Below are 23,882 nucleotides of genomic sequence, written 5' to 3' on the forward strand. Positions count from 1 at the left end.
AGATACTACATGCAACAACGAACACGGTCCATGTCATCCAGATAGGAATTGTCTCATATAATACCGCACCAATGAAAAGCAACTGATTACCGATGGCGGTAGCACCCAACCAACCACCTTGCATGATTCCTTGATACTTAGGAGGAGCCACTTTAGATACGAACGAAATACCCAATGGAGAAATATACAATTCGGCAACCGTAAGGATAAGGTAAGTCACCATCAGCAACAATGGAGTTACTTTTACCGGAGACGTTCCTACTTCAAGAATTTCTTTGTGCAAAGGTAAGTTGGAAACGAAAGAACCGACAGCCATCACAACAAATGCCGAAGCAGCAATTCCCATACCGATAGCAATCTTCTTGGGAGTAGACGGTTCACATCCACGGGCACGCTGACGGGCAAATATCGCCATAACTACCGGAGTAAGGAATACCACAAAGAAAGGATTCAGCGATTGGAACAACTCTGCGGAAATAGGCATACCGAAAAGATTCAGATCAGTGTATTCTTTTGCAAAGAATGTCAATGTCAAACCATTCTGATGGAATGAGAACCAGAAGAAAATAACAACACCAAATACAGCAAACAGAGCATAAATGCGTTGCTTCACTTCTTGGGCGCTCATCTCCGTAACGGCTGCAGAAGTTCCGGTAGTTTTATTGGCTTCCACTTTCTTGCTGGGATCAGGAAAGTTCTTCTTATTCAATACATAAATGAGAAGCGAAACTGCCATAGCCACGATAGCAACACCAAAAGCATAATGGAATCCGGTAGTAAATACGTTCAAATAATCGGCTGCAAAAGCGGTCAGATCGGTAACAGGCACTGACGATGATTCCGAAGCAAGCCTCGTATAAGTTTCTATGGCTTCGGGAGTAAGTGTCTGCGCCAACTGTCCGTGACACAGCGCAGGAAGATCGGCATTATAGGCAAAACCGAAAGTAGACAACCACCAGTTACGTACACCGATAGCAGCCATCGGAGCAAAAATAGCACCGATATTAATAAACATATAGAAAAGGGAGAAACCGGAGTCACGCATAGCAGAATATTGCGGATTATCGTACATCTGCCCGACCAATGCCTGAAGATTTCCTTTAAAAAGCCCGTTACCAAAAGCAATAACAAATAACCCGATACAAGTGATAGCCAAAAATAAAGTCTGATTGTCTACCGGAGTTTTAGAAGGAATGGCAAGCATCAGATAGCCTAATGCCATCAAAACAATACCTACCATAATCGTACCTTTATAATTTCGCGTTTTATCAGCAATAATGCCGCCTACAAGGGCAAGAATGTAAATAGAAAAATAAAATGTAGAATAGATAAATCCGGCACTTTTTCCATCCAGTCCAAATTTTGCTTGTAAGAAAAGAACGAGGATTGCCATCATAGTATAAAAGCCAAAGCGTTCGCCAAGATTGGCTAAGGCGGCTGCTATCAGCCCTTTAGGGTGTTTACTAAACATAAGATATAAATATTTAATTAATAATGGTTTACTTTTTTTTGGTATAGTTTCTGCAAATATATACTTTTTTTGAATTATTCAACAAACAAGATGCAAACTTCAGCATGTATTTCTTTTATTAAATCGTTCGGATCAACCTTTATCTGTAACCCACGCTGGCCGGCACTTACATAAATATATGGAAATTCAAGACAGGTCTCATGAATATAAGTAGGAAAATGCTTTTTCATCCCTACAGGCGAACAAGCTCCCCGAACATACCCGGTGGTAGGAAGAAGCTCTTTCATCGGTATCATATCACAACTTTTATTGCCGGATACTTTAGCAGCAAGTTTCAGATTCACCTCTTTATCTCCGGGAATGACACAGACAAAATGCCCGGTTTTATCACCCTGCAAAACAAGCGTTTTAAACACCTGACTTATATTCTCACCAAGATTAGCCGCTACATGAACTGCACTCAAATCATTCTCGTCCACTTCATAAGGAATCAACTCATAAGAGATTTTTGACTTATCCAAAAGACGGGCGGCATTTGTTTTATTTATTTTCATAACTATCGAGTCTAATTAAGAGCTCGTTTAAATTCTCCTCAAAACAATGCTGAGTAAAATTCAAATAAGACTGAATATCTGTTTTAAAGGAACAAAATTAAGAAAAAATAATCCCCCGGCAAAAACAAAATAACGTTTTTGTCGGGGGAATCATACTTAGAGCCTGTTTAAACTTTCCTCTTAAAAATATTTACCAGTTTATTTCTTTACAAATTTAAACGTTTTCACATGACCGGATTTCACTATTTGCAAAATATAAACACCGCTTCCGAAAGATTCTACAGAAAGCTCGCCATCTCCATTCATCCTTTTTTCCAACATTTTATTTCCATTTACACTATAAATGGAAACCGAATATGGCTCTCCGTTTTCCGAAAGTAACAGTAACTTGTTACCCTGCTGTATCATCGACAGTTTTCCCTCCGTCCGGTCATTTATACTGGTTGCTGAAGAATTGATAAAGAACGTAATATCGAGCGTTTCGTCCGCTTTTATCTCTATTGTACCGGCCTGCACTTGAGCCCCGCCAATAGAAATTGTATAATTATTCTTACCACAAGGAATGCTCGTAAACAAAGCGTAATTCTTATGCACATAATCCGGTGTCTTTCCTGCGATGACCACATCTGTATTTTCTACCGGTTCGAACTTCTCGTTTCTTACCTCTGTGAAAACAAGAGAAGTATTAGCATGTTCAAAACGCACATCTATGATCTGGTCTTTACCGGATACGGTGAAAGATACCCATTTTTGGAAAACTTCTGTCTCATCTTCATCCCAAACCAGCGCTTTATAATTCCCATTTTCAAATAAATACTCTCTCCCTTCTCCCGACATAAAAGGCTCGCCATCTTTGAAGAGTTCCACGATCGGATATTCCACTTCAACACCATCAGGAGTCGATACGTTAAAACTCACACAATGATAATCTTTCAAATCCACATTCAACACACGATTGGCAGCATCCACTTTACAATTCCCTTCTTTCATAAAGCCATAACCATTATATGCATCATGTTCAACTGTATAAGAATATTCACCGGCAGGTATTTGCAAACTGTACGAACTACCGGATATACTCCCCTTGTATCCCTTAGGAATAAAATAGGCATACCAAGAATTAAGTTCGTCAGTATCAACGGGCGAATTGATAAAATTCAATTCCACATCGAGCAGATTCAAAGCTTGTGTATTATAAATGAAACGCTGTTCCGATTGGTTCAGTTGGATTTTCATACCCGTTTGAGGAGTATCATGCCCATTGATTTCGTATTCTCCGGCAAGAAGATAAACGATAGCTGTTCTGTCCGCTTGCCCCGGTGTCTCCCCTCCTTCCGGACCAGCATAATCAGGAAACGAAATATTCCATATCGGCTCATATTCTTCTTTTGCAGGATCATACACATTGATAAATCTGACATCCTGGCTACACTCTATAATTGCTTTTTTATAACCACTGAAATCAAATGTCTTTTCTATATCCGAATTACCGACTTGAATCAAACCATATTGTGCAGAAGTAGCATTAAAATTAACCTCGTACATATAAAGCCCTTCCGGCATATAATAAGAATCACCGGAAATGGAAGAAGAATAATCCTCACCTTGAGTATAAAGATAAAAATGACTCACATGAATATCCATATTCTCACCATTCTTCACTTTGAAAGATAAATGTTTGTATCCTTCAAAAGAAAGACTTACCGTTTCAGTAGCACTGTTCACCACAAGTTCTTTGTTCAAGCTCCAATATCCGGTAGCCGACAGACAAACTTCATAATTACCATCAGTTAGAAACATAGTCGCTTCCCCTTCTTCATTCGTCTGTACAGAGAAAGAACTTCTGTCTTCCTCTACCATTACATTGGCATACGCCATTGCGTCTCCTTTATGATCCGTAACCTTAAAGTTCACTTTTCTATAATCATCGAGCGTGAATGTCACATTACGATCGGCTCCTGCCATTGTTATGCTTTTTTTCAAAGGAGAGTAGCCCGAAGCGGAAATTGAAAAATCATAGGTACCATTAGGCATATAGAATCGCAATTGTCCCTCTTGATCAAGCTGGTAACTGTTTCCGTAAGGATATTCCTGCAAAGAAGCATTCGAAAACGGATTACCATAATAATCTTTCACGGTAACATTACACTGATGGTATACATTCCGTAGATCCAATTTCATGGTTTCCCCTACTGTCACACGCTGTACAAACGAATAAGGCAAAATATAGGCATATTGCTGCCAGTAAGAGTAATACACATTAATGAGAAAATCCGCCGATTCCTCCAAATCATGAATCTCATATTTTCCGGTTTCAGAATTGTATGCAGCGTAAAACTCCCGCCCAACTTCCGTATCCGAAGAAGTCGGGACACGAAGCATTAAATGCAATTCATAAGGTTCGGACATGAAATCGGGGCGCTGGACCTCAAAGGATGTGACCGGCTGTGCAGATACATTACCGCACAATAGCAAACATAGAATAAAGCAGGCGCTTAGCCAGAACGTTGAGTAATTGTGTTTCATAAATCATGTAATTTTAGTGTATAATACAGAATATAATATTTAGCGTTTCTTCAGAGAAATAATGCCTTTGGAAATGGCTTTCATCACCAGATCCACTGCATTACGAGCATTCAATTTCAGCATCAGCCGCTTGCGGTGAGATTCAATCGTGTTATCCGACAGATGTAACAATTCAGCTATCTCATTAGTATTCAACCCATCGGCAATAGCCTGCAATACATCCATCTCCCGAGTAGTGAGCACATCATTCGGAAATATTCCGGTATCCGTATTTTTAAGTTTACGGCATAAAGACTCAAAGTGATCACAAAAATATTGTTTACCGGATAATACAGTAAGGATCGCCTGTTTTACTTCCTGTATATTGGAAGATTTAAGGATAACGGAAGATACTTTCATCTGAAGCAGGCGGCTGATGTTCCACATTTCATCATGCATGGTATTGATTATAATGCGGGCTTCCGGATGCTTTTCACGGATGCGGTCGATCAACTCGAATCCGGACGCATCCGGAAGTTCGACATCTAAGATATAAAGATCAAAAGGCTGGCTGGAAATACACCGACAAGCTTCTTCTGCAGAAGAAGCTGTACAAAGTTGATTTATTTCCGGTATCTGATCGACAATGTATTTAATGCCTTGAAGAATTAAATCATGATCATCGACCAATAATATGCTTTTCTTGGTTTCACTCATTTACTGTCCTTCGTTATTCATCTGCAAAGTAATGAATATTAGTAAAAACACACTTCACGGAAAACCGTGAAAAATCAGCGAAAGAATGAATAATATGCCAATGTACCAATTGGCTGCACTATGACATTGAAAAGCGATTGATGCATTCTTTCTTGTATCCTTTCATTAAGTACCAATGTTTTAATTTTGCTCTTAAAAATATCGATCAGTTTATTTTAAGCAAAATTTAAACAAGCTCTAAATCCCCGTTTCTACAATAAAAGAAGTTCCCTTAGCATCTGAAGTCAACGAATAAACACCATCAATGCATTTTACACGATCTTCCACCGTTCGCAATCCGATACCGTTACCACTGGCAAGTGAAACCGATGCCCCCTTACCATTATCAGAAACTGTCAATACAATCTTCCTCTCCTCTGCGATCATCGATAAGATTATTTCAATTTCAGTAGCTTTGCTGTGAGACAAAGAATTGCCTAACACTTCCTGCACGATACGATAAAGTTCATATGCTTTTTGACAGGAAACAAGTTCCCAATTTGCTTGCTCCGGCAAAGAAAAATAATGAAAGTGAATAAGCTGGTGTACATTGCCGAGCCGCTCGACATAATCCTCCAACATCACATTCAAATTGGCATATTGAAAAGCAGGAGGCATCAATTCGTGCGAAATGAAACGAACATCCGTACGAGTCTGCTCAATCATAGGAAAAAGCTTCTGCTGTACTTCTTTCCCTATGGCATCCGATGTCTGCATGTAATATTGTATGCCCAACAGGTCATTACATACTCCGTCATGAAGTTCTTTTGCCAGACGCTTCCGTTCGCTCTCCAATCCATCGATATACTGACGTGCCAGACGAAGATCAGTTTCTTTCTCCAAAGCCTTTTTCTTATACAGCAAAACGAGAAACGCTGCAATCAGGACCAATAAGAAAAGTACAAGATAAAAAATTCTTTTTACCATCAGAGCATGCTGCTCGGTTTGAATCTGCTTTAATTGCGCTATCTCAAGTTCTTTCTCTTTCGTCTGATATTTTACAGTCATGTCAGACAATTGCTTTTGTACCTCACCGGCGAACAGGGAATCTTTTGCCAGATAAGCCTTTTTCATATACACATATGCAGAAGTAAAATCCTTCAAGCCATAATAATTGCTTGCAAACCGGAAATAAAGCAGATCGAGCGGTGTATGCAGATTCTTTCCGCGCAGATTTTCGATCTTTTTCAGAGCTTCCAAACTCTCACGATATTGCCCGTATCTGTTAAACAGTTCTCCTTTTACTTCATAAAAACCGAGTACTTCTATCGCATTGGGAGATAACTCAGGAAGTTCTTTCTCTGCTATATCCATGTAATATTTTACAGAATCGGCCTGCCCCAAACAATCAAAGACAGACAGCAAAGGAGTAATACACTTCACTACAAGTTGTGATGACTGCATCTTTTTCGACTCCGCCACCCCGTTTCTCAATATCTGCGAAGCTTTTTCCCACTCCTTATTCTTTATCAGCAAAGAACCATAAACAGAGTAGCTATACACCGTCTGAACAGGATCATTTCCTTTCAGAGAAAATCCTACTGCCTTTTCTGCATAAGGAATCGCCTCCGACAAACGGGAAGTAGCACTATACAACACCGCAATATTAGTGTATAAATTGGCAATAGTTGCAAAGTCATTCTGATGTTCCGCAAACTCCAGCGCTCTATTATAATAATAAAGAGCAGAATCCGGCATCTCCTTTCTACGATAAATCACTCCGAGTGACGAAGATACTAAAGTGGAAATCTCATCATGCCCTAATCTCACGGCCTCTTGCAAAGCAAAAAGATAAGAAGAAAGTGCCTTATCTATATCCCCTATAGAGTAATAATAGGTAGCCATATTACTCAACAATCCGGAATAACAGAAATCGGTATGATTGTGAAGATGATCTATGCCTTTCTGAAAATAATAATAAGCCGAATCGTGCTGCTTATACATGTAATAATCCCCCAAATCCGAATAGGCTTCGGCCAAGGCATTCCCTGTTTTTCCCTCAGCCGTTTCCAAGTTCAAACGCAGACTGTCCAACAAGGCATCATCGTTGGCAGATACCGGAAAACAAACCAATAATAACGATAAAACAAATAAATAATTCTTCATCTTCAGGGTATGTGTTCTTTGGGAATCCGATCAAAGGGCCAGTTCCTCGCGAAGAAACTTCGGAGTATATCCTTTCTTGCTCTTCGCAACTTCCTCCGGAGTACCGAAGCTCAATAACTCACCGCCGCCTTTACCCCCATCCGGTCCCATATCGATAATATAATCAGCCATTTTGATTACATCCAAATTATGTTCAATCACAATAACCGTATTTCCCTTGTCTACCAGTTTATTCAGCACATTCATCAGTACGCGGATATCTTCAAAATGCAACCCGGTAGTGGGTTCGTCAAGAATATAAAGGGTTTTGCCCGTATCGCGTTTCGAGAGCTCGGTAGCCAATTTCACACGCTGGCTTTCACCACCGGAAAGGGTTGTTGACGATTGTCCTAACTTTATATATCCCAGTCCGACATCCTGTATCACCTTGATTTTATTCAGAATCTGCGGCACGTTTTCAAAGAACTCCACAGCACGGTTGATCGTCATATCGAGCACATCAGCAATGGATTTTCCTTTAAAACGTACTTCTAAGGTTTCACGGTTATAACGCTTACCATGACATACTTCGCAAGGTACATACACATCCGGCAGAAAATTCATTTCAATCGTCTTATAGCCATTTCCGGAACATGCCTCACAACGCCCGCCGGATACATTAAAAGAGAAACGGCCGGGTTTATAACCGCGTATCTTCGCTTCAGGTAAGCCGACAAAAAGATTACGAATATCAGAAAAGACACCGGTATACGTTGCCGGATTGGAACGCGGGGTACGGCCCAATGGTGACTGGTCTACGTTCACCACTTTATCTATATTCTCCAACCCTTCGATAGAATCGTATTCCAACGGATCCTGCAAAGACCGATAGAACTTTTGTGAAAGAATCGGTTGCAAGGTCTCATTAATCAAAGTGGATTTACCACTGCCGGAGACACCGGTTACACAAATCAACTTACCCAATGGAAACTCCACATCGACATTTTTCAGATTGTTCCCTTTCGCCCCGCGAAGCCATAACGACTTACCGTTACCGGGACGGCGCTTGGCAGGAATCTCAATCCTTTGTTGCCCGTTGAGATATTGGGAAGTCAGCGTATTGGTTTGCAACATTTCCTGCGGTGTACCGGCAAACACGACTTCACCTCCCAACCGGCCGGCCTTCGGCCCCATATCGATCACATAGTCGGCTGCAAGCATCATATCTTTATCATGTTCGACCACAATAACAGAATTCCCCATATCGCGCAATTCCTTTAACGAATTGATGAGTCGCAGATTGTCCCGCTGATGGAGCCCGATACTCGGTTCATCAAGAATATAAAGTACATTCACCAACTGCGAACCTATCTGCGTAGCCAAACGTATACGCTGACTTTCCCCTCCCGATAAACTTACCGAACTACGGTTCAACGCCAGATAATCGAGTCCTACATCCAACAAAAACTTCAGGCGCGTACGTATTTCTTTTAATATTTCAGCAGCGATTTTCTTTTGTTTATCCGACAAGAATTCATCTACTTTCATCAACCAGTCATAAAGCTCGTTGATATCCATATTGGAGAGTTCATTGATATTCTTATCGTGAATGCGGAAATGCAATGCTTCTTTATTCAATCGTGCTCCCTTACATTCCGGACAAACGGTAGTACGTGCAAACTGCTCCGCCCATTTCTGGGCAGTGGCCGAAGCATCTTTCTCCTGCAGCATCTGAATATATTTAACCACGCCTTCATAAGTCACAAAATAATCGGAAGAAGTTCCGATCAGAGAACTTTTTATTTTGATTCTTTCATCCGAACCATATAAGATTTCATCAATGGCATCATCCGGCAAATCCTTAACAGGAGTCTTCAACGTAGCCTCATACTTTTCAAGCAATGCTCCTATCTGCCAGAATATCATCGCATTCTTATACTTGCCCAATGGGGCGATAGCACCCTCATAGATAGACATACTGCGATCGGGAACTACCTTGTCCACATCAATCTGGCTTACTACTCCGAGCCCTTTACACTTCGGACAGGCTCCTTGCGGAGAATTAAACGAAAAGTTGTGCGGCGCCGGTTCCCGATAAGACAATCCGGTAACAGGACACATCAGCCGCTTACTATAATGACGGATACTTTCAGTCGCCACATCCAGAATCAGTAATAAACCATCTCCTTGCCTCATAGCAGTGGCAACACTTTGTTTCAAACGTTTGTCATCTTTATCAGTTACCACCATCTTATCGATCACTACTTCGATATCATGATTTTTGTAACGATCCAGTTTCATGCCGTGCGTCACTTCGCGCACCTCTCCATCTACACGTACATATAGATATCCCTTCTTACGCACCTGTTCGAATAATTCCTTATAATGTCCTTTGCGTGAACGAACCAACGGTGCCAGCATATAAATCTTCTTTCCCTTATAATCTTTCAGAATAAGATCGAGTATTTGTTCTTCAGTATACTTCACCATCTCTTCTCCCGAAAGATAAGAATAAGCTGTTCCCGCGCGGGCATAAAGCAAACGGAGGTAATCATATATCTCCGTTGTCGTTCCCACCGTAGATCGGGGATTTTTATTCGTTGTTTTCTGTTCTATGGAAATTACCGGACTTAATCCGGTGATTTTATCTACATCAGGGCGTTCCAAGTTACCCAAGAAGTTACGGGCATAAGCCGAAAATGTTTCAATATACCGTCGCTGTCCTTCGGCAAATATCGTATCAAATGCTAACGAGGATTTACCACTTCCGCTCAGTCCGGTAATCACCGTCATACTGTTACGGGGAATTTCAGCATCAATATCTTTCAAATTATGTACACGCGCACCGTATACATTTATATATTCTGTTTCCTGCATATTCTTTTTACCTAAGTATATTTATATCTCCTTTATGTTTGTACACTACTCCATCCGATCCACGGGCTTCTATGACAATGAAATAGACACCGGCAGGAACCTGATGCCCATTCGATGTCCCATCCCATCCTTTATCAATATCCGGAAATCCCCACTGATACATTTTTTGTCCCCAGCGATTAAACACTACCGCATTGAAACTGACCAATGAATTATGCTTCACCTTAAAAATGTCATTAATACCGTCTCCGTTGGGTGAGAAAGCATTCGGAATCTTCAGCTCCGATTCGGGTACCTGGATTACAAAAATGTCCGAAGTCGAAGTCGGACCGTCCTCCACACTCGTATCACTCACCTGCAACCGGACATAAAATGTTCCTGAAGTATCAAAGGGTACAGTGGTCTCTTCATCATAACGCGGTGGCAGGTAATTATCCGTAAATTCTGCATCGTATGCAAAATTCCATTCATAACGCAATGTAGCAGAAGGTGACTCTATATTAGCCATAAAGCGAATTTCAAGCGGGGCAGCTCCCTGGTAGGTTTCTCCACCCGCTTCAAGCGTTTTGGTCTCTTCCGGTTCAACTCCATTCTCCTTCAGCACTATGCCTACAGGATTCAAGCTGATCTGCGCCTTGCTTTCTGAGAAAGGAAGGGCGATGCATAATAGCACGATATAAGATAATATACGTAGTGACATAACATCTGCAAAATTAATGTTTCCGCTCGAATTATGGTATTAAAGAAACACAATATTATTTTCTTAACGCAATTATTAGGCAGATATATAGCAGAATTCGTACCTTTGTTGCCTGATTTTAAGAACCAATAGTTTAAAAATTGATGAAACCGATAATCAGTCGTATACTCTTTTTTCTGTTTTTTATAAGTATCTCTTGTATGAGCCTTTATGCTCAAGAGAATCAATCCTACTTCCTTCACACTATTGAAAAGGGACAAAGTCTATATTCCATATCCAGTATGTATGGAGTAAGCCAAGCCGACATCATCAGATTAAACCCCGGATGTGATGAAAAAATATACGCAGGTCAAACGATCAAAATTCCTCAAAAGAAAACTGCCCAACAAAGCGAAATATTCCATACAATCCAAGCTGGAGAGACTTTATACAAACTGACAATTGTATACAATATATCGGCTAAGGCTATTTGTGAAGCCAACCCCGGACTGAGTGCGGAAAACTTTCGCATCGGTCAAGTGATCCGTATTCCTTCTGCCGAAGAAGCCGCACAAGCAACTGCCGACTCACAAGAGCCAAATAATGCAGACACAGAGAAAACAACCAATACGATTCAAGGCCCTGTTCAGTCCAGATGCAAAGAGATGCACAAAGTAAAGCGTCGTGAAACGATCTTTAGTGTCAGCCGTGAATACGGAATCAGTGAACAAGAACTTATCAACGCCAATCCGGAATTAAAACAAGGAATGAAAAAGGGACAATTCTTATGTATTCCTTATCCATCGGAAAAGCCGGTGACATCGCCAGGAAACAGAAACCCCATTCCCCCTACCGATAGAGAATTATTCCTTGCCAATAAAGAAACTCCGGAAAAAATAAGTACTGTAAAAGCAGCGATCTTACTTCCTTTTTTGCAGGACAAACGGATGATCGAATACTACGAAGGATTTCTTATCGCCGTGGATAGCCTGAAACGTACAGGCACTTCTGTCGATCTTTATGTTTATAACTGTGGAGACGACAAGGCTTCACTGAACACAATCCTCGCCAAGGAGGAAATGAAAAACATGAATATCATTTTCGGACCATCACAATCACAACATGTGAAAACGCTGGCAACCTTTGCCAAAAAACACGATATCCGCATGGTTATCCCTTTCTCTTCCAAAGAAGAGGAGGTATTCAACAACCCCTTTATTTATCAAATCAATACTCCACAGTCTTATCTGTACTCTGAAGTATACGAACATTTTACACGCCAATTTCCGGACGCCAATATAATAATATTGGAAGCTACGGCAGTAGAAAAAGATAAAACCGAATTTATCAAAGGGTTGAAACAGGAATTAAGCAACAAAGGAATCTCCGTTAAAACGCTGTCCGAATCAGCAACGGCACAAAACATGAAAGAGGTTCTCCGAAATGATAAAGAGAATATCTTTATTCCCACTTCCGGCAGTGATGTGACACTTATCAAAATCATCCCCCAATTAACCATGCTGGTAAGGGAAAACCCGGACGTCAACATTCACCTTTTCGGCTATCCCGAATGGCAAACTTATACCAAAAACCATTTAGACAGTTTCTTTGAACTGGACACTTATTTTTATTCCTCGTTCTACACGAACAATATGCTTCCAGCAGCTATCAACTTTATCAACTCTTACCATAAATGGTACAGTAAAGACATGACCGTAAACTATCCGCAGTACGGTATGCTTGGGTTTGATACCGGTTTTTTCTTCTTGAAGGGACTGGCTAAATACGGCTCCGAACTGGAAAAAAATCTGCCTAAAATGGATTTGACTCCTATACAAACCGGGTTTAAATTCCAAAGAGTTAACAACTGGGGCGGTTTCATTAATAAGAAAGTATTCTTCGTCCGTTTTACCAAGAATTTTGAATTAGTAAAACTTGATTTTGAATAAGATGATTAATAAAAAAAAATCAATAATAGCAGTTATCATATTATTATTGTCAGGCATTGCCTTTCCGTCAATGGCACAAATAGGCGAATTGCGACATAATTTCTCTATTGGCGTCAACGGTGGCGTTAACCTCAATAAAGTGACTTTCGAACCAAAGATCAAACAAAACATGCCTATGGGCATCACAGCCGGTCTGACTGGACGTTATATTTCCGAAAAATATTTTGCAATGATCTGTGGTGCGCAAGTTGAATTAAACATATCACAGCGTGGTTGGGAAGCCCTATTTGAAACAGCTGACGGACAAAAAGATTTAAGCCGTAGTTATAGCCGGGAGATGACATATTTAGAAATTCCATTTCTTGCTCATTTGGCTTTTGGCAAAGACAAGGGCGTACAGTTTTTTATCAATTTGGGGCCACAGGTAGCTTTCCTAATCAACGAATCGGAAAAAGCAGACGGCTGGACTGCTGAGCAAATAGCCATAAGACCAGAATACGGAAAAAAGATAGAAAATAAATTCGACTATGGAATTGCAGGTGGTGGCGGACTCGAGATCAGAACCAAAAGAGCCGGCAATTTCCTGTTAGAAGGCAGATACTATTTCGGGTTAGCCGATTTTTATAAGACCAGAAAGAAAGATGATTTTTCCCGCGCTGCCCATAACACTATATCGATAAAACTTACCTATTTGTTTGATATAACCAAATAGCTGACACAAAGAAGAAGTCCAAAAGAATTTATATATAATACAGAAAGTCCGCTGTTATCTCTAAGAGATATGGCGGACTTTCTGTATTTTCAAACAAAACTAAAAAACTATAAATACACGTAACTTACCGTTTATTTTACCGTAATCTGTCAGCCGCATGTATCATAGCCTCATCACGGCCAATTGCACGCATAGCAAGATAATTCAGTATAATAGCTATCAATGGAAAGCACAATGCCCAATGGAACTGAAAAGATGTATCGTCACTACGAAGCACAAAGTAGAAAGCTAAAAAAGCCAGATAATATCCTACCAGTAAAAGACTATTGAATATAACCATACGAATCTGCAAAATACGATTCTTAAACAAGAAAATAGTGGCAAATGCAATAATAGCAGCCAACATCAATATCCCAAAAAGTCCCCATGTAGACTGAAACGTCTCACCTATCATAAGTCCTAACGGTTTAAACACATTCGCTGCTCCGTTAAAGTCGATTATAGAGCCCACAGGCAAACACATACTTGCTATCAACAAACCGGTAACAAGCAGTAAATAAACACTCTGAATTCGTTGAATCATAATTATTTTAGTAATTAGAAGTTAGTAGTCAGACGGTCGATAGTCAATAAAAAATTAGTGACTAAAAAAATAGCCAAGTAATAATAAGAATATAATTCCTACTTACTACCTGACTATTTTATTCTTATCTATTCCTTATTTACAGTTTTCCTTTACTGCAATTTTTCTTTCTCTTTAGCCGGATTTCTATAATAAATTTTACCTTCGATATACTCTTGAGTAGCAATCAATGTCGGTTTCGGCAATTTCTCATAATAACGGGAAATCTCAATCTGCTCCCGGTTTTCAAAAACCTCTTCCAAATTATCATTATAAGAAGCAAACTCTGCCAACTTCTTAGAAAGGTCATTTTTGATTTCCACACTAATCTGATTGGCACGCTTACCAATGATAGCCACAGTCTCATAAACATTACCTGTATCTGCGCACAGTTCCATCATGTCACGCGTTACAGTATTAGACGGAGCATTCGTTTTTTTGTAATCCATAAATCTATTTATAATTTAATCTTTTATTACTTTGGTTGATGCATTAAATATCTTCTCAGCTTCTCTCAAATATTTACTTTCCGGAAACTCATTCTTAAAAGCATAGTATTCATCAATCGTTTCACGGTAACGGTCTATCTTTTTTTCTTCTATACTATTAACCGCCATTTCGTATTTAGCCCGAAGAATAAGAATGGAAAGATCTTCGCGATAGTCAGTATAAGGATAATCTTTCAGTGCATTCTGAGCAGTGATTACACACGACTCATAATTATTCCCCATATAATTACCCAAATTATAGTATAACTTAGCTGACATAAACTCTTTCAACACAAGTTTATCCTGAAGAGCAAAAACCATGTCTTGTGCTTCCTGCTTTTTAGAACTTGCCGGATAATATTCAAGGAATGTCTGTAATTGCTGAATAGCCGTATAAGTACCCGACTGATCCAACCGTGCTTCCGGCGTATCTAAAAATAAAGCTTTACCGGCATGATAACTGGCCAATTCGGCAAATGTACCACGCGGATAAGTATTTGTATAAGTTATAAACGTCTGGGCTGCGGTAGAGTAGTCTTTTTGATTATAATAACTCATACCCAACATGTAAAGGGATTCCTCCGCTTTATCCGTACCTTTCAGAATGGTAATCAACTCGTTCAACAATGTAGCCGAACGCCCATACTGCCCTTTGGCAAAGTAGTTTTTAGCTGCCTCATACTTGTATTCGTAATCAGTACTTTTCAGCAATTTATTATACTCTCCACACGAGGAAAGCGTAGCAGCTGCAAGCAGAGTTATAACGATATTTTTCTTCATTCTATTTCAAATAATGCGCAAAGTTACAGAATCGTACCGAATTAACCAATTAATCAATGTTTTTTAATATAAAATAGGAGTTGGGAGGTGGTAAGCAGATAAGTAGGTTAGTAGTAAGTAGTCAAGTAGTAAGTAGTCAAGTAGCAGTAAGTTAGTCAATAGCAAATGATTAGACTCCTTATGAGTTATGATAGTCCAATTCCCCTATCAATAACTACAAAACTAAATTTCCACTCTACAATTATCCAACAAGAACTATCAGCTACTTACTACTTAACTACTTGACTACTTACTACTCATCTATTCATCTATTAAAATCACAGCTTATACAAATCGCTCGCTGCCAATAAATCTACCTTTTTCTCCGTCAATACACGGATACAGTTTTCCATATCGTTGGGACGGATCACAACATTAGCTGTTTGATTGTTGGCAAACGAATACATATATTCAATAAATACCCCTTCATCAGACAGATATCTCAGCACCTTAGCCAATGCCCCGGCCACATTCGGGCAACTAATCCCTACTACATCTGTCACATTAACTGCAAAATGATTTTCTTTCAAAGCCTTATAAGCTCTATCGGGATCGGACACAATACCACGCAAAATACCAAAATCAGCATTTTCGGCAATACATAGAGCAGAAAGATTAATATTCTCTTTCGCCAGTACCTCAGTCACTTCCGTCAAACGGCCGGACTTATTTTCCAAAAAGATAGAAAGTTGTTTTGCTACCATAATATTTGAAGTTACGATTTACAAATAACAAAGTTGCCAATCATGCAAAATAAACACATTTGATCGTTTGCAACTCACACATCTGTAATCAAATTAAAGTTTTCTGTTATCAATTACTCTCTTTGCTTTTCCCACACTGCGTTCAATACTACGTGGTTCAACCAGCTTTACATTCACACCTAACCCTAACACACTTTGTAAACGAGAAGTCAACTTCTTCTTCAATGCGAGCATCTTGTTAATCTCATCCGAATAACAATCTTCACGCACTTCCACTTTCAGCTCCATCGTATCAGTATTGTTCTGGCGATCGATAGTTAACAGATAATGCGGCTCGAATTCCGGCATTTCAAGAATGACGGACTCAATCTGAGTGGGGAATACATTTACGCCACGAATAATCAGCATATCATCACTACGTCCTAAAATACGATCCATACGCACCAGCGTTCGTCCACAAGAACATGTATCATAATGTAAAGCAGTAAGATCTTTAGTACGATAGCGCAATAAAGGCATTCCTTCTTTCGTAAGATGTGTAAAGACAAGCTCTCCTGTCTGTCCGGGTTTAACGGGTTGCAGCGTATGAGGATCGATGATTTCAGGGAAATAATGATCCTCGTTCAAATGTGTACCATGCTGGCATTCACACTCATATCCGACACCCGGACCGGCTATTTCACTCAACCCGTATATATCATAAGCTTTAATGCCCAACTTCTCCTCTATTTCACGACGCATATTCTCCGTCCAAGGTTCGGCTCCAAAAGCACCGGCTTTCAATTTAAACTCTTCACGAGGTAAACCGGAATCTTTAATAGCATCAGCCAGATAAAGCGCATAAGATGGAGTGCAACACAGCATAGTCGAACCGAAATCATGCATCAACGTTATTTGTTTTTCCGTATTTCCGCTTGACATAGGAATGACGGACGCCCCAATATTTTCAGCCCCCGCATGAGCACCAAGCCCACCGGTAAAGAGTCCGTAACCATAAGATATTTGAAAAATATCCGAACTATCCGCTCCATAAGCTGTAAAAGCACGCGACAAACATTCCGACCACGTAGACAAATCTTTACGAGTATACCCCACCACCGTCGGTTTTCCGGTAGTTCCCGAAGAGGCGTGAATACGTACAATCTGACTCATCGGCACAGCACAAAGTCCAAATGGATAATTATCCCGTAAATCATACTTTGTAGTAAAAGGCAGTTTTCCTATATCGTCAATACTATTGATATCGTCAGGAGTAATGCCTAACTCCTGCATTTTCTTCCGGTAAAAAGGTGTGTTGTGATAAACGTGCTCTACTATTTTCCTGAGCCGTATACTTTGAATCTTGCGAAGGCTCTCCCGGTCCATGCATTCGATACTTTCATTCCAAATCATGTTTTTCGCTGTATTTCTATTTGTATTATTCTGTTTTTTATAATAAACTGTTGCAAAGTAAAGGATTTATTTGAAAAAAAGACTTGTTTATCTCAACTATTTTCCCGAATATTGCCTTCCTTTTTAAAACAGAACATGAATTTTGAATTAACATCCGCTTATAAACCTACAGGCGATCAACCTGAAGCCATTGCACAGCTCACCGAAGGGGTGAAACAAGGACTACCGGGCCAAACTCTGCTGGGAGTTACAGGCTCCGGAAAGACTTTTACGATTGCCAATGTCATAGCCAATATCAATAAACCCACACTGATATTGAGCCATAATAAGACATTGGCAGCCCAACTATACAGTGAGTTCAAAGGATTTTTCCCAAACAATGCCGTTGAATACTACGTATCTTATTATGACTATTACCAACCGGAAGCCTATCTTCCCAGTTCCGATACGTATATCGAAAAAGATCTTGCCATCAATGATGAAATAGACAAACTGCGCCTTGCCGCCACTTCTTCTCTACTTTCGGGACGAAAAGATGTGGTAGTGGTTTCATCCGTCTCTTGTATCTATGGTATGGGGAACCCTTCGGATTTCTATAATAACGTAATAGAAATAGAGCGCGGGCGTATGATGGATCGCAACGTCTTTCTGCGCCGTCTCGTCGACAGCCTATATGTACGTAACGACCTGGATTTAAACCGAGGTAATTTCCGTGTCAAAGGAGATACGGTGGATATCTATCTGGCCTATTCCGATAACATCCTACGGGTTACTTTTTGGGGAGATGAAATTGACGGAATAGAAGAAGTGGACCCGATTACCGGTGTTACTACCGCTCCTTTCGAGGCATACAAAATATACCCCGCCAACCTTTTTATGACCACCAAAGAAGCAACCTTACGGGCTATTCACGAAATAGAAGAGGATCTCACCAAGCAGGTCGCCTATTTTGAATCCATCGGAAAAGAATACGAAGCCAAACGACTATATGAGCGTGTGACCTACGATATGGAAATGATCCGTGAATTGGGACACTGTTCCGGCATCGAAAATTATTCTCGTTATTTCGATGGGCGCGCCGCTGGCACACGTCCCTATTGCCTGTTGGATTTCTTCCCCGATGACTTTCTTATCGTAATAGACGAAAGCCATGTGAGTGTTCCACAAATACGTGCCATGTATGGAGGCGACCGTGCACGAAAAATAAACTTGGTAGAATACGGTTTCCGTCTACCCGCAGCGATGGATAACCGTCCGTTAAAATTCGAAGAATTTGAAGAGATGGCCAAGCAAGTAATATACGTAAGTGCCACTCCTGCCGATTACGAGCTTATCCATTCAGAAGGCATCATTGTAGAACAAGTGATACGTCCTACCGGTCTGCTCGATCCGATTATCGAGGTACGTCCAAGTCTTAACCAAATCGATGATCTGATGGAAGAAATTCAGATACGCATTGAAAAAGAAGAGCGCACGCTTGTCACTACTCTGACCAAACGGATGGCAGAAGAACTGACGGAATACCTGCTAAACAACAATGTGCGCTGTAACTATATCCATAGCGATGTCGATACGCTTGAACGGGTAAAAATCATGGATGATCTACGTCAAGGAATATATGATGTGCTTATCGGCGTAAATCTGTTGCGTGAAGGGTTAGATCTTCCCGAAGTATCACTTGTTGCCATTCTCGATGCGGACAAAGAGGGGTTCCTCCGCTCGCACCGTTCATTGACACAAACCGCCGGGCGTGCTGCCCGAAATGTAAATGGAAAAGTCATCATGTATGCCGACAAAATAACGGAAAGCATGCAGCTTACCATTAATGAAACCAATCGCAGACGCGAAAAGCAATTAGCTTACAATGAAGCACACGGTATCACTCCACAGCAAATAAAGAAGGCCCGTAATCTTTCCGTATTCGGTGGAAACAATACTGAGACAGAAACCATGCTAAAAGAACAACGTGCCTATGTAGAGCCATTAAGTCCAAATATAGCAGCTGACCCTGTTGTTCAATACATGACAAAAGCGCAAATGCAAAAAAGTATTGAACGCACACGAAAACTTATGCAAGAATCTGCTAAGAAACTGGAGTTCATCGAAGCGGCACAATATCGCGACGAATTGCTGAAGTTAGAAGATCTGATGAAGGAAAAATGGGGATAATTTTCTCAATAGAACTTAATTTCAGAAATACAAATCTTAATCAATGTTATAAAACATAGTTTTAAAGTCGAAAAATTTGCAGATATCCCCAAAGGCCGTATCTTTGCACTGTGTTTTTCATAGTATTAGATTTAAGGTTAACAAAAGGTTGGAGCAAGGCGTTGCTCCTTTTTTTATTTTCAGACGTTTACTTCCTCCACAAAAAAATCAAAGAGTTCCGGGACATATTTTTACGCTGCTTCAAAATACCTATTCACCACTATCATCTTCAAAAGCCAGCTTTGCAATCTTAACTTTTCTCACATTCGTTTGCTTTCTTCATAGAATGATCCTATATTTGTCATACACATATTCTTTCTAAAAATGCAATACCATGAGACACCTCCAAAGTAAAAAGCAAACCGCATGGAAAAAAAGCCGAACCTTCGGTGACCTCAAAGGAGGACGGATGCGGGTAAAACTGAAAGACAATATTTTGAGAAGGTTACATTCATTACAGTGCCCCTCCCCATTGGACGAATGTCCTATTTACATGCAAGAAAATCCATCCAAAGATTTTTATTTCCCAATAACGGTAGACGATATAAAAAGCGTGCTAGAACAGCTACCCACCGAAGACGTCGCTCCTTTGACACATATATGGCTAAGAAAAAAAAATCCATATAATAATCATGACCAAAGAGAGTTTATAGTTGGCAGCGGAGTCTATGTTATTATATTGTACCCCTTCTCTAAAAACAACAAGTTGATGATAGGTAAAAAGAAACCAACAAATCGACAATTAACATGGTATAAAGGCTAGGCTATGCATCAACTCCTCAAAAGGAACACGAAGATTGGTTCTTCGAATTTACAAAGGAAAGTGCAAGAAAGTATTATTTGGAACGATTGCTGATGTATGAAATAGGCCGTTGTGCCAATATATATATCATATGTAGCAAAACCAATCACCAAAAAGCCAAAAACAGTGCTGAAGAATATGCTTATAACATGAAAATCAATGTTTAAAGCAAAGCAGAAAACTGCAATCATTTCTAAAAAGACAAACAGCGACAATGAGAAGTGGATAAGCACCTTAAATTCATATTCAAGAATGTCACGAACCTTGATATATTTGAATAGAGTCATATTCCATATTTAATAACAGAGCAATTAAGCAATGCGTAATATAGATACAACAGAGGATAACATACCCTCTAATCAAATTTTCGAGAAAGTACCATCAACAGCCGCTATCGCATACTATATGGTATCAACCGAATATGCGGATCTGGAAATTACTACCGAATGGTTCGAATGGGCATCCGAGCTTTTGAAAGCAGGCTATATTAACGCACACATCATTGCTTTGAGTCATAAAAAGACAGATGATCAAATAAAATCAATTGGACTTATCAATGTCATCTTTGATGAACTAAATATCGACTTGGATGATACTTTCACAATCTATAAATACTATGGCATCTATATCTTAAAGCAGGGATTGACACTCAATAAAGAGGTATATGAAATATTATCTCAACTCAATCAGCTGTTTCTGAATACTTATTATTATTTATTATATGATTTCCATGTACTCTATGTGGCCTACACAGAGCTGAGAGAAGAAGGAGAACAATCTCTGTGGAAAGGCATGGATCTAAAAAATAAGGAAGAGTATGTAAGAGCATATTTTGATGAATGGCTTAAAAAGCCGGATAGCAAAATCTACAATAAATGGGAACAAAAATCTTCATTTCGAAAAAGGCTGGAACAAATATGTCGTAACAAATATGCTTCTATTGTCTATTTCATTTTTATCATTGTTTTCTTTATCGGCTTTTACTGGATGATATATAAACTTTTCTCGAATAGCATTATATCCATTCTCATCGTAGCATCTTTCACCTGTGTTTTAGTAATAAATGCTATATTTGAAATAATAAAAGTTAGAAATAAAGTAAAGAACAACAAATCATGATTACCGAACGACAACCGGAACACAACGACCCCAATAAGCAAAAGCATCCGCCTATGTATACAAGTGAGACCGAAGCAACCCTAAACGACTTACTACAAAAAGTCCCTATGACTGCTGAAATTCTGTTCTATAAACAGCAAAATTCCAACATAAACATTCAATGGATAAACTGGGCAATCGAAATGCTTCAGGCAGGATACGAAACCGAAAACCTAATTATATTGGCAGGAGAAGATATTCATTGTAATCCATTTGAATTCACTGCCCTAACAAATAAAATATTTGAAGAGCTACACCTAAACAAGATTAATATCACTGACCGGGTTTTCATAATATATAGCACCTACCTTATAAAACAGGCTGTTCAATCACCAAATAAAGAAAAGATCTCGGAAGTATTGTTCAAGTTGGAACAACTATACATAGACACTGAATACAATAGTATCTTATGCGACTTTTATCTGTTATCAAATGCCATAGGAGAACTAAAAAGCTACGGTACCCAATGGTATTGGAATGATGTAGCTTTAACAAAAGAAGATTGGTATAAATACACACTAAATTACCTTGAACAATGGATTAATACTCCTATTCAAGAACACGAAACAGGCAAAAGCCATGATCTTAATGAAAATATGCCTATTTCAAATCCATCCAAGAAGAATATGCTGGAAAAACTTATTTCGTATTTCTACAAAAAACTAAAATAATATGGAAGAGTCAGTTAAACCCGACAAGCATAACAAACAGAAATGCCCTCTTATGATGTATACAAGTGAGTTTAACAGAAAAATGAAATCAAATATGTACTTTTGTCCTTATATTTAAAAATAAAAACTTATCTATTATGGAAATAAATCAAGCAGCCCCCAAGTTTCAGGATGTGTCAATCGCGCCCATGCATACAGTAGAACATATTCTGAATGCTACTATGGTGAAAACCTTCGGTTGCCCGCGTTCACGCAATGCCCACATCGAAAAAAAGAAAAGTAAATGTGATTATGAATTAGCAAGCTGTCCGAACAAAGAACAGATACAGGCCATCGAGGAGAAGGTGAATGAGGTTATCCGTTTACATCTGCCTGTAAGCATTGAATTTATGTCACAACAGGAAGCCAAAGATATTGTCGACCTCAGCAAACTGCCGGAAGACGCAAGTGAAACATTACGGATCGTCCGCATCGGAGGCTATGATGTCTGTGCATGTATCGGACTACATGTAGAAAACACGTCCGAAATAGGTACTTTCAAAATTATCAGTTATGATTATAACGAAGAGCGGAAAGTATTGCGAATGCGCTTTAAGTTGATAAAATAATATCAAAACATCAAAATTCCATCTATTTTTTATAAAATAAACAAAATGAGATAACAAATTGGCATGAATAATGAAAATTTGGCATCTATTTTATGACAAATAGTCAAATATAGGAATAAAAATGGCTTGGCATATGTTTTGCCCTATCGATAATGAACGACGGTTCCGGAAACGGAACGGAAGTTATAAACGAATTGAATGTTTAACTTAAAGATAGGAGACTAAAATTATGATGCCTGTTAGAAGAACTCAAAACTGGTTACCAAGTATCTTTAATGATTTCTTTGATAACGAATGGATGGCAAAAGCAAACGCCACAGCACCTGCCATCAATGTAATTGAATCGGAAAAAGAATATAAAGTGGAAGTAGCTGCTCCGGGTATGACAAAGGAAGATTTCAACATCCGTATCGACGAAGATAACAATCTCGTGATTTCTATGGAGAAAAAAGTTGAAAACAAGGAAGAGAAAAAAGACGGTCGCTATCTGCGCCGTGAGTTCTCATACTCCAAGTTCCAACAAACCATGATCTTGCCGGACAATGTAGACAAGGAAAAAATCGCTGCTCAGGTTGAAAACGGTGTTTTGACTATTGATCTTCCCAAACTTAGCGAAGAGGAGATAAAAAAACCGGAGAGAACGATTGAAATTAAATAAAAAGTTCTAAGGACAAGAATCATCTTACCGATAGAATAAACAGTAAAAAGGGGATAATAAAACTCCCCTTTTTTCATAAGATCCACCCGCGTCACAGACCAACTGTACCCCCAAAGTTGAACACAACGTTTTGGGAATGTTAGTTCAGATAATTTGTGACGCGG

General features: G+C 39.5%; 20 protein-coding genes. 8 read left to right on the forward strand and 12 right to left on the reverse strand.

The window, feature by feature from the left end; genetic code table 11:
- From QVP90_RS15305 to QVP90_RS15335, 7 genes are all read right to left on the reverse strand, one after another.
- Nucleotides 1–1,471, reverse strand: a 1,471-nt coding sequence (locus QVP90_RS15305) for a peptide MFS transporter (protein ID WP_288204696.1), incomplete at its 3' end; no start/stop codon positions are given.
- A 74-nt stretch (nt 1,472–1,545) separates the two neighbouring features.
- Nucleotides 1,546–2,025: a Cys-tRNA(Pro) deacylase gene (ybaK, locus tag QVP90_RS15310; protein WP_005931322.1), complete on the reverse strand. Its 480-nt coding sequence runs from the start codon at nt 2,023–2,025 to the stop codon at nt 1,546–1,548.
- Between the two features lie 198 nt (nt 2,026–2,223).
- Nucleotides 2,224–4,551 carry a carboxypeptidase regulatory-like domain-containing protein gene (locus tag QVP90_RS15315; protein WP_005931320.1) on the reverse strand — a complete coding sequence of 776 codons (2,328 nt, stop codon included), beginning with the start codon at nt 4,549–4,551 and terminating at the stop codon, nt 2,224–2,226.
- A gap of 39 nt (nt 4,552–4,590) precedes the next feature.
- Nucleotides 4,591–5,247: a response regulator gene (locus QVP90_RS15320; protein ID WP_007481265.1), complete on the reverse strand. Its 657-nt coding sequence runs from the start codon at nt 5,245–5,247 to the stop codon at nt 4,591–4,593.
- Between the two features lie 237 nt (nt 5,248–5,484).
- Entirely contained in the window at nt 5,485–7,392 is a 1,908-nt protein-coding gene (locus tag QVP90_RS15325) for a tetratricopeptide repeat-containing sensor histidine kinase (RefSeq protein WP_021936914.1), read from the reverse strand.
- Nucleotides 7,393–7,422: 30 nt separating this feature from the next.
- Complete coding sequence (uvrA, locus tag QVP90_RS15330; protein ID WP_005931314.1) at nt 7,423–10,248, reverse strand: excinuclease ABC subunit UvrA; 2,826 nt, start codon at nt 10,246–10,248, stop codon at nt 7,423–7,425.
- Nucleotides 10,249–10,255: 7 nt separating this feature from the next.
- The gene (locus QVP90_RS15335) at nt 10,256–10,948 is read right to left on the reverse strand and encodes a gliding motility-associated C-terminal domain-containing protein (RefSeq protein ID WP_005931312.1); all 693 of its coding nucleotides are present in this window, start codon (nt 10,946–10,948) and stop codon (nt 10,256–10,258) included.
- A gap of 143 nt (nt 10,949–11,091) precedes the next feature.
- Here QVP90_RS15335 and QVP90_RS15340 point away from each other — a divergent pair, with 143 nt between their 5' ends.
- Entirely contained in the window at nt 11,092–12,876 is a 1,785-nt protein-coding gene (locus QVP90_RS15340; protein WP_021936915.1) for a LysM peptidoglycan-binding domain-containing protein, read from the forward strand.
- A gap of 1 nt (nt 12,877) precedes the next feature.
- Nucleotides 12,878–13,588 (forward strand): porin family protein, encoded by a 711-nt coding sequence (locus QVP90_RS15345; protein ID WP_021936916.1) that lies wholly within the window; start codon nt 12,878–12,880, stop codon nt 13,586–13,588.
- A 136-nt stretch (nt 13,589–13,724) separates the two neighbouring features.
- Here QVP90_RS15345 and QVP90_RS15350 read toward each other — a convergent pair whose 3' ends face one another.
- The 5 genes from QVP90_RS15350 to QVP90_RS15370 form a co-directional block, all read right to left on the reverse strand.
- On the reverse strand, nt 13,725–14,171 hold the full coding sequence (locus QVP90_RS15350) for a DUF4293 domain-containing protein (RefSeq protein ID WP_005931306.1): 447 nt from the start codon (nt 14,169–14,171) through the stop codon (nt 13,725–13,727).
- A 152-nt stretch (nt 14,172–14,323) separates the two neighbouring features.
- Nucleotides 14,324–14,659, reverse strand: coding sequence for a DNA-directed RNA polymerase subunit omega (locus QVP90_RS15355; RefSeq protein ID WP_005931304.1), 336 nt, complete (start codon nt 14,657–14,659; stop codon nt 14,324–14,326).
- Nucleotides 14,660–14,674: 15 nt separating this feature from the next.
- Nucleotides 14,675–15,478: an outer membrane protein assembly factor BamD gene (locus QVP90_RS15360; protein WP_021936917.1), complete on the reverse strand. Its 804-nt coding sequence runs from the start codon at nt 15,476–15,478 to the stop codon at nt 14,675–14,677.
- A 317-nt stretch (nt 15,479–15,795) separates the two neighbouring features.
- Nucleotides 15,796–16,221: a hypothetical protein gene (locus QVP90_RS15365; RefSeq protein WP_007481273.1), complete on the reverse strand. Its 426-nt coding sequence runs from the start codon at nt 16,219–16,221 to the stop codon at nt 15,796–15,798.
- A gap of 93 nt (nt 16,222–16,314) precedes the next feature.
- The gene (locus tag QVP90_RS15370; RefSeq protein WP_005931297.1) at nt 16,315–17,613 is read right to left on the reverse strand and encodes a phenylacetate--CoA ligase family protein; all 1,299 of its coding nucleotides are present in this window, start codon (nt 17,611–17,613) and stop codon (nt 16,315–16,317) included.
- A gap of 135 nt (nt 17,614–17,748) precedes the next feature.
- Here QVP90_RS15370 and uvrB point away from each other — a divergent pair, with 135 nt between their 5' ends.
- From uvrB to QVP90_RS15400, 6 genes are all read left to right on the forward strand, one after another.
- A complete protein-coding gene (uvrB, locus tag QVP90_RS15375; RefSeq protein ID WP_021936918.1) occupies nt 17,749–19,782 on the forward strand; it encodes an excinuclease ABC subunit UvrB in 2,034 nt (677 codons plus the stop codon).
- A 373-nt stretch (nt 19,783–20,155) separates the two neighbouring features.
- Entirely contained in the window at nt 20,156–20,584 is a 429-nt protein-coding gene (locus QVP90_RS15380) for a hypothetical protein (protein ID WP_021936919.1), read from the forward strand.
- A gap of 357 nt (nt 20,585–20,941) precedes the next feature.
- Nucleotides 20,942–21,742, forward strand: coding sequence for a hypothetical protein (locus QVP90_RS15385; RefSeq protein WP_021936921.1), 801 nt, complete (start codon nt 20,942–20,944; stop codon nt 21,740–21,742).
- The gene (locus QVP90_RS15390) at nt 21,739–22,452 is read left to right on the forward strand and encodes a hypothetical protein (RefSeq protein WP_021936922.1); all 714 of its coding nucleotides are present in this window, start codon (nt 21,739–21,741) and stop codon (nt 22,450–22,452) included. The genes QVP90_RS15385 and QVP90_RS15390 overlap by 4 nt, the downstream gene beginning before the upstream one ends.
- Before the next feature lie 137 nt (nt 22,453–22,589).
- Complete coding sequence (locus tag QVP90_RS15395) at nt 22,590–23,060, forward strand: hypothetical protein (protein WP_005931277.1); 471 nt, start codon at nt 22,590–22,592, stop codon at nt 23,058–23,060.
- Between the two features lie 229 nt (nt 23,061–23,289).
- On the forward strand, nt 23,290–23,718 hold the full coding sequence (locus QVP90_RS15400) for an Hsp20/alpha crystallin family protein (protein WP_025819189.1): 429 nt from the start codon (nt 23,290–23,292) through the stop codon (nt 23,716–23,718).
- The last annotated feature ends 164 nt before the right edge of the window (nt 23,719–23,882 follow it).

It is taken from the genome of Bacteroides sp. CAG:189, from assembly GCF_000432295.1.
Classification (GTDB): Bacteria; Bacteroidota; Bacteroidia; order Bacteroidales; family Bacteroidaceae; genus Bacteroides; species Bacteroides salyersiae.

Coding starts and splice junctions, on each gene's coding strand:
- ybaK (WP_005931322.1), bottom strand. CDS start 2,025: ATGAAAATAAATAAAACAAATGCCGCCCGTCTTTTGGATAAGTCAAAA.
- QVP90_RS15315 (WP_005931320.1), bottom strand. CDS start 4,551: ATGAAACACAATTACTCAACGTTCTGGCTAAGCGCCTGCTTTATTCTA.
- QVP90_RS15320 (WP_007481265.1), bottom strand. CDS start 5,247: ATGAGTGAAACCAAGAAAAGCATATTATTGGTCGATGATCATGATTTA.
- QVP90_RS15325 (WP_021936914.1), bottom strand. CDS start 7,392: ATGAAGAATTATTTATTTGTTTTATCGTTATTATTGGTTTGTTTTCCG.
- uvrA (WP_005931314.1), bottom strand. CDS start 10,248: ATGCAGGAAACAGAATATATAAATGTATACGGTGCGCGTGTACATAAT.
- QVP90_RS15335 (WP_005931312.1), bottom strand. CDS start 10,948: ATGTCACTACGTATATTATCTTATATCGTGCTATTATGCATCGCCCTT.
- QVP90_RS15340 (WP_021936915.1), top strand. CDS start 11,092: ATGAAACCGATAATCAGTCGTATACTCTTTTTTCTGTTTTTTATAAGT.
- QVP90_RS15345 (WP_021936916.1), top strand. CDS start 12,878: ATGATTAATAAAAAAAAATCAATAATAGCAGTTATCATATTATTATTG.
- QVP90_RS15350 (WP_005931306.1), bottom strand. CDS start 14,171: ATGATTCAACGAATTCAGAGTGTTTATTTACTGCTTGTTACCGGTTTG.
- QVP90_RS15355 (WP_005931304.1), bottom strand. CDS start 14,659: ATGGATTACAAAAAAACGAATGCTCCGTCTAATACTGTAACGCGTGAC.
- QVP90_RS15360 (WP_021936917.1), bottom strand. CDS start 15,478: ATGAAGAAAAATATCGTTATAACTCTGCTTGCAGCTGCTACGCTTTCC.
- QVP90_RS15365 (WP_007481273.1), bottom strand. CDS start 16,221: ATGGTAGCAAAACAACTTTCTATCTTTTTGGAAAATAAGTCCGGCCGT.
- QVP90_RS15370 (WP_005931297.1), bottom strand. CDS start 17,613: ATGATTTGGAATGAAAGTATCGAATGCATGGACCGGGAGAGCCTTCGC.
- uvrB (WP_021936918.1), top strand. CDS start 17,749: ATGAATTTTGAATTAACATCCGCTTATAAACCTACAGGCGATCAACCT.
- QVP90_RS15380 (WP_021936919.1), top strand. CDS start 20,156: ATGAGACACCTCCAAAGTAAAAAGCAAACCGCATGGAAAAAAAGCCGA.
- QVP90_RS15385 (WP_021936921.1), top strand. CDS start 20,942: ATGCGTAATATAGATACAACAGAGGATAACATACCCTCTAATCAAATT.
- QVP90_RS15390 (WP_021936922.1), top strand. CDS start 21,739: ATGATTACCGAACGACAACCGGAACACAACGACCCCAATAAGCAAAAG.
- QVP90_RS15395 (WP_005931277.1), top strand. CDS start 22,590: ATGGAAATAAATCAAGCAGCCCCCAAGTTTCAGGATGTGTCAATCGCG.
- QVP90_RS15400 (WP_025819189.1), top strand. CDS start 23,290: ATGATGCCTGTTAGAAGAACTCAAAACTGGTTACCAAGTATCTTTAAT.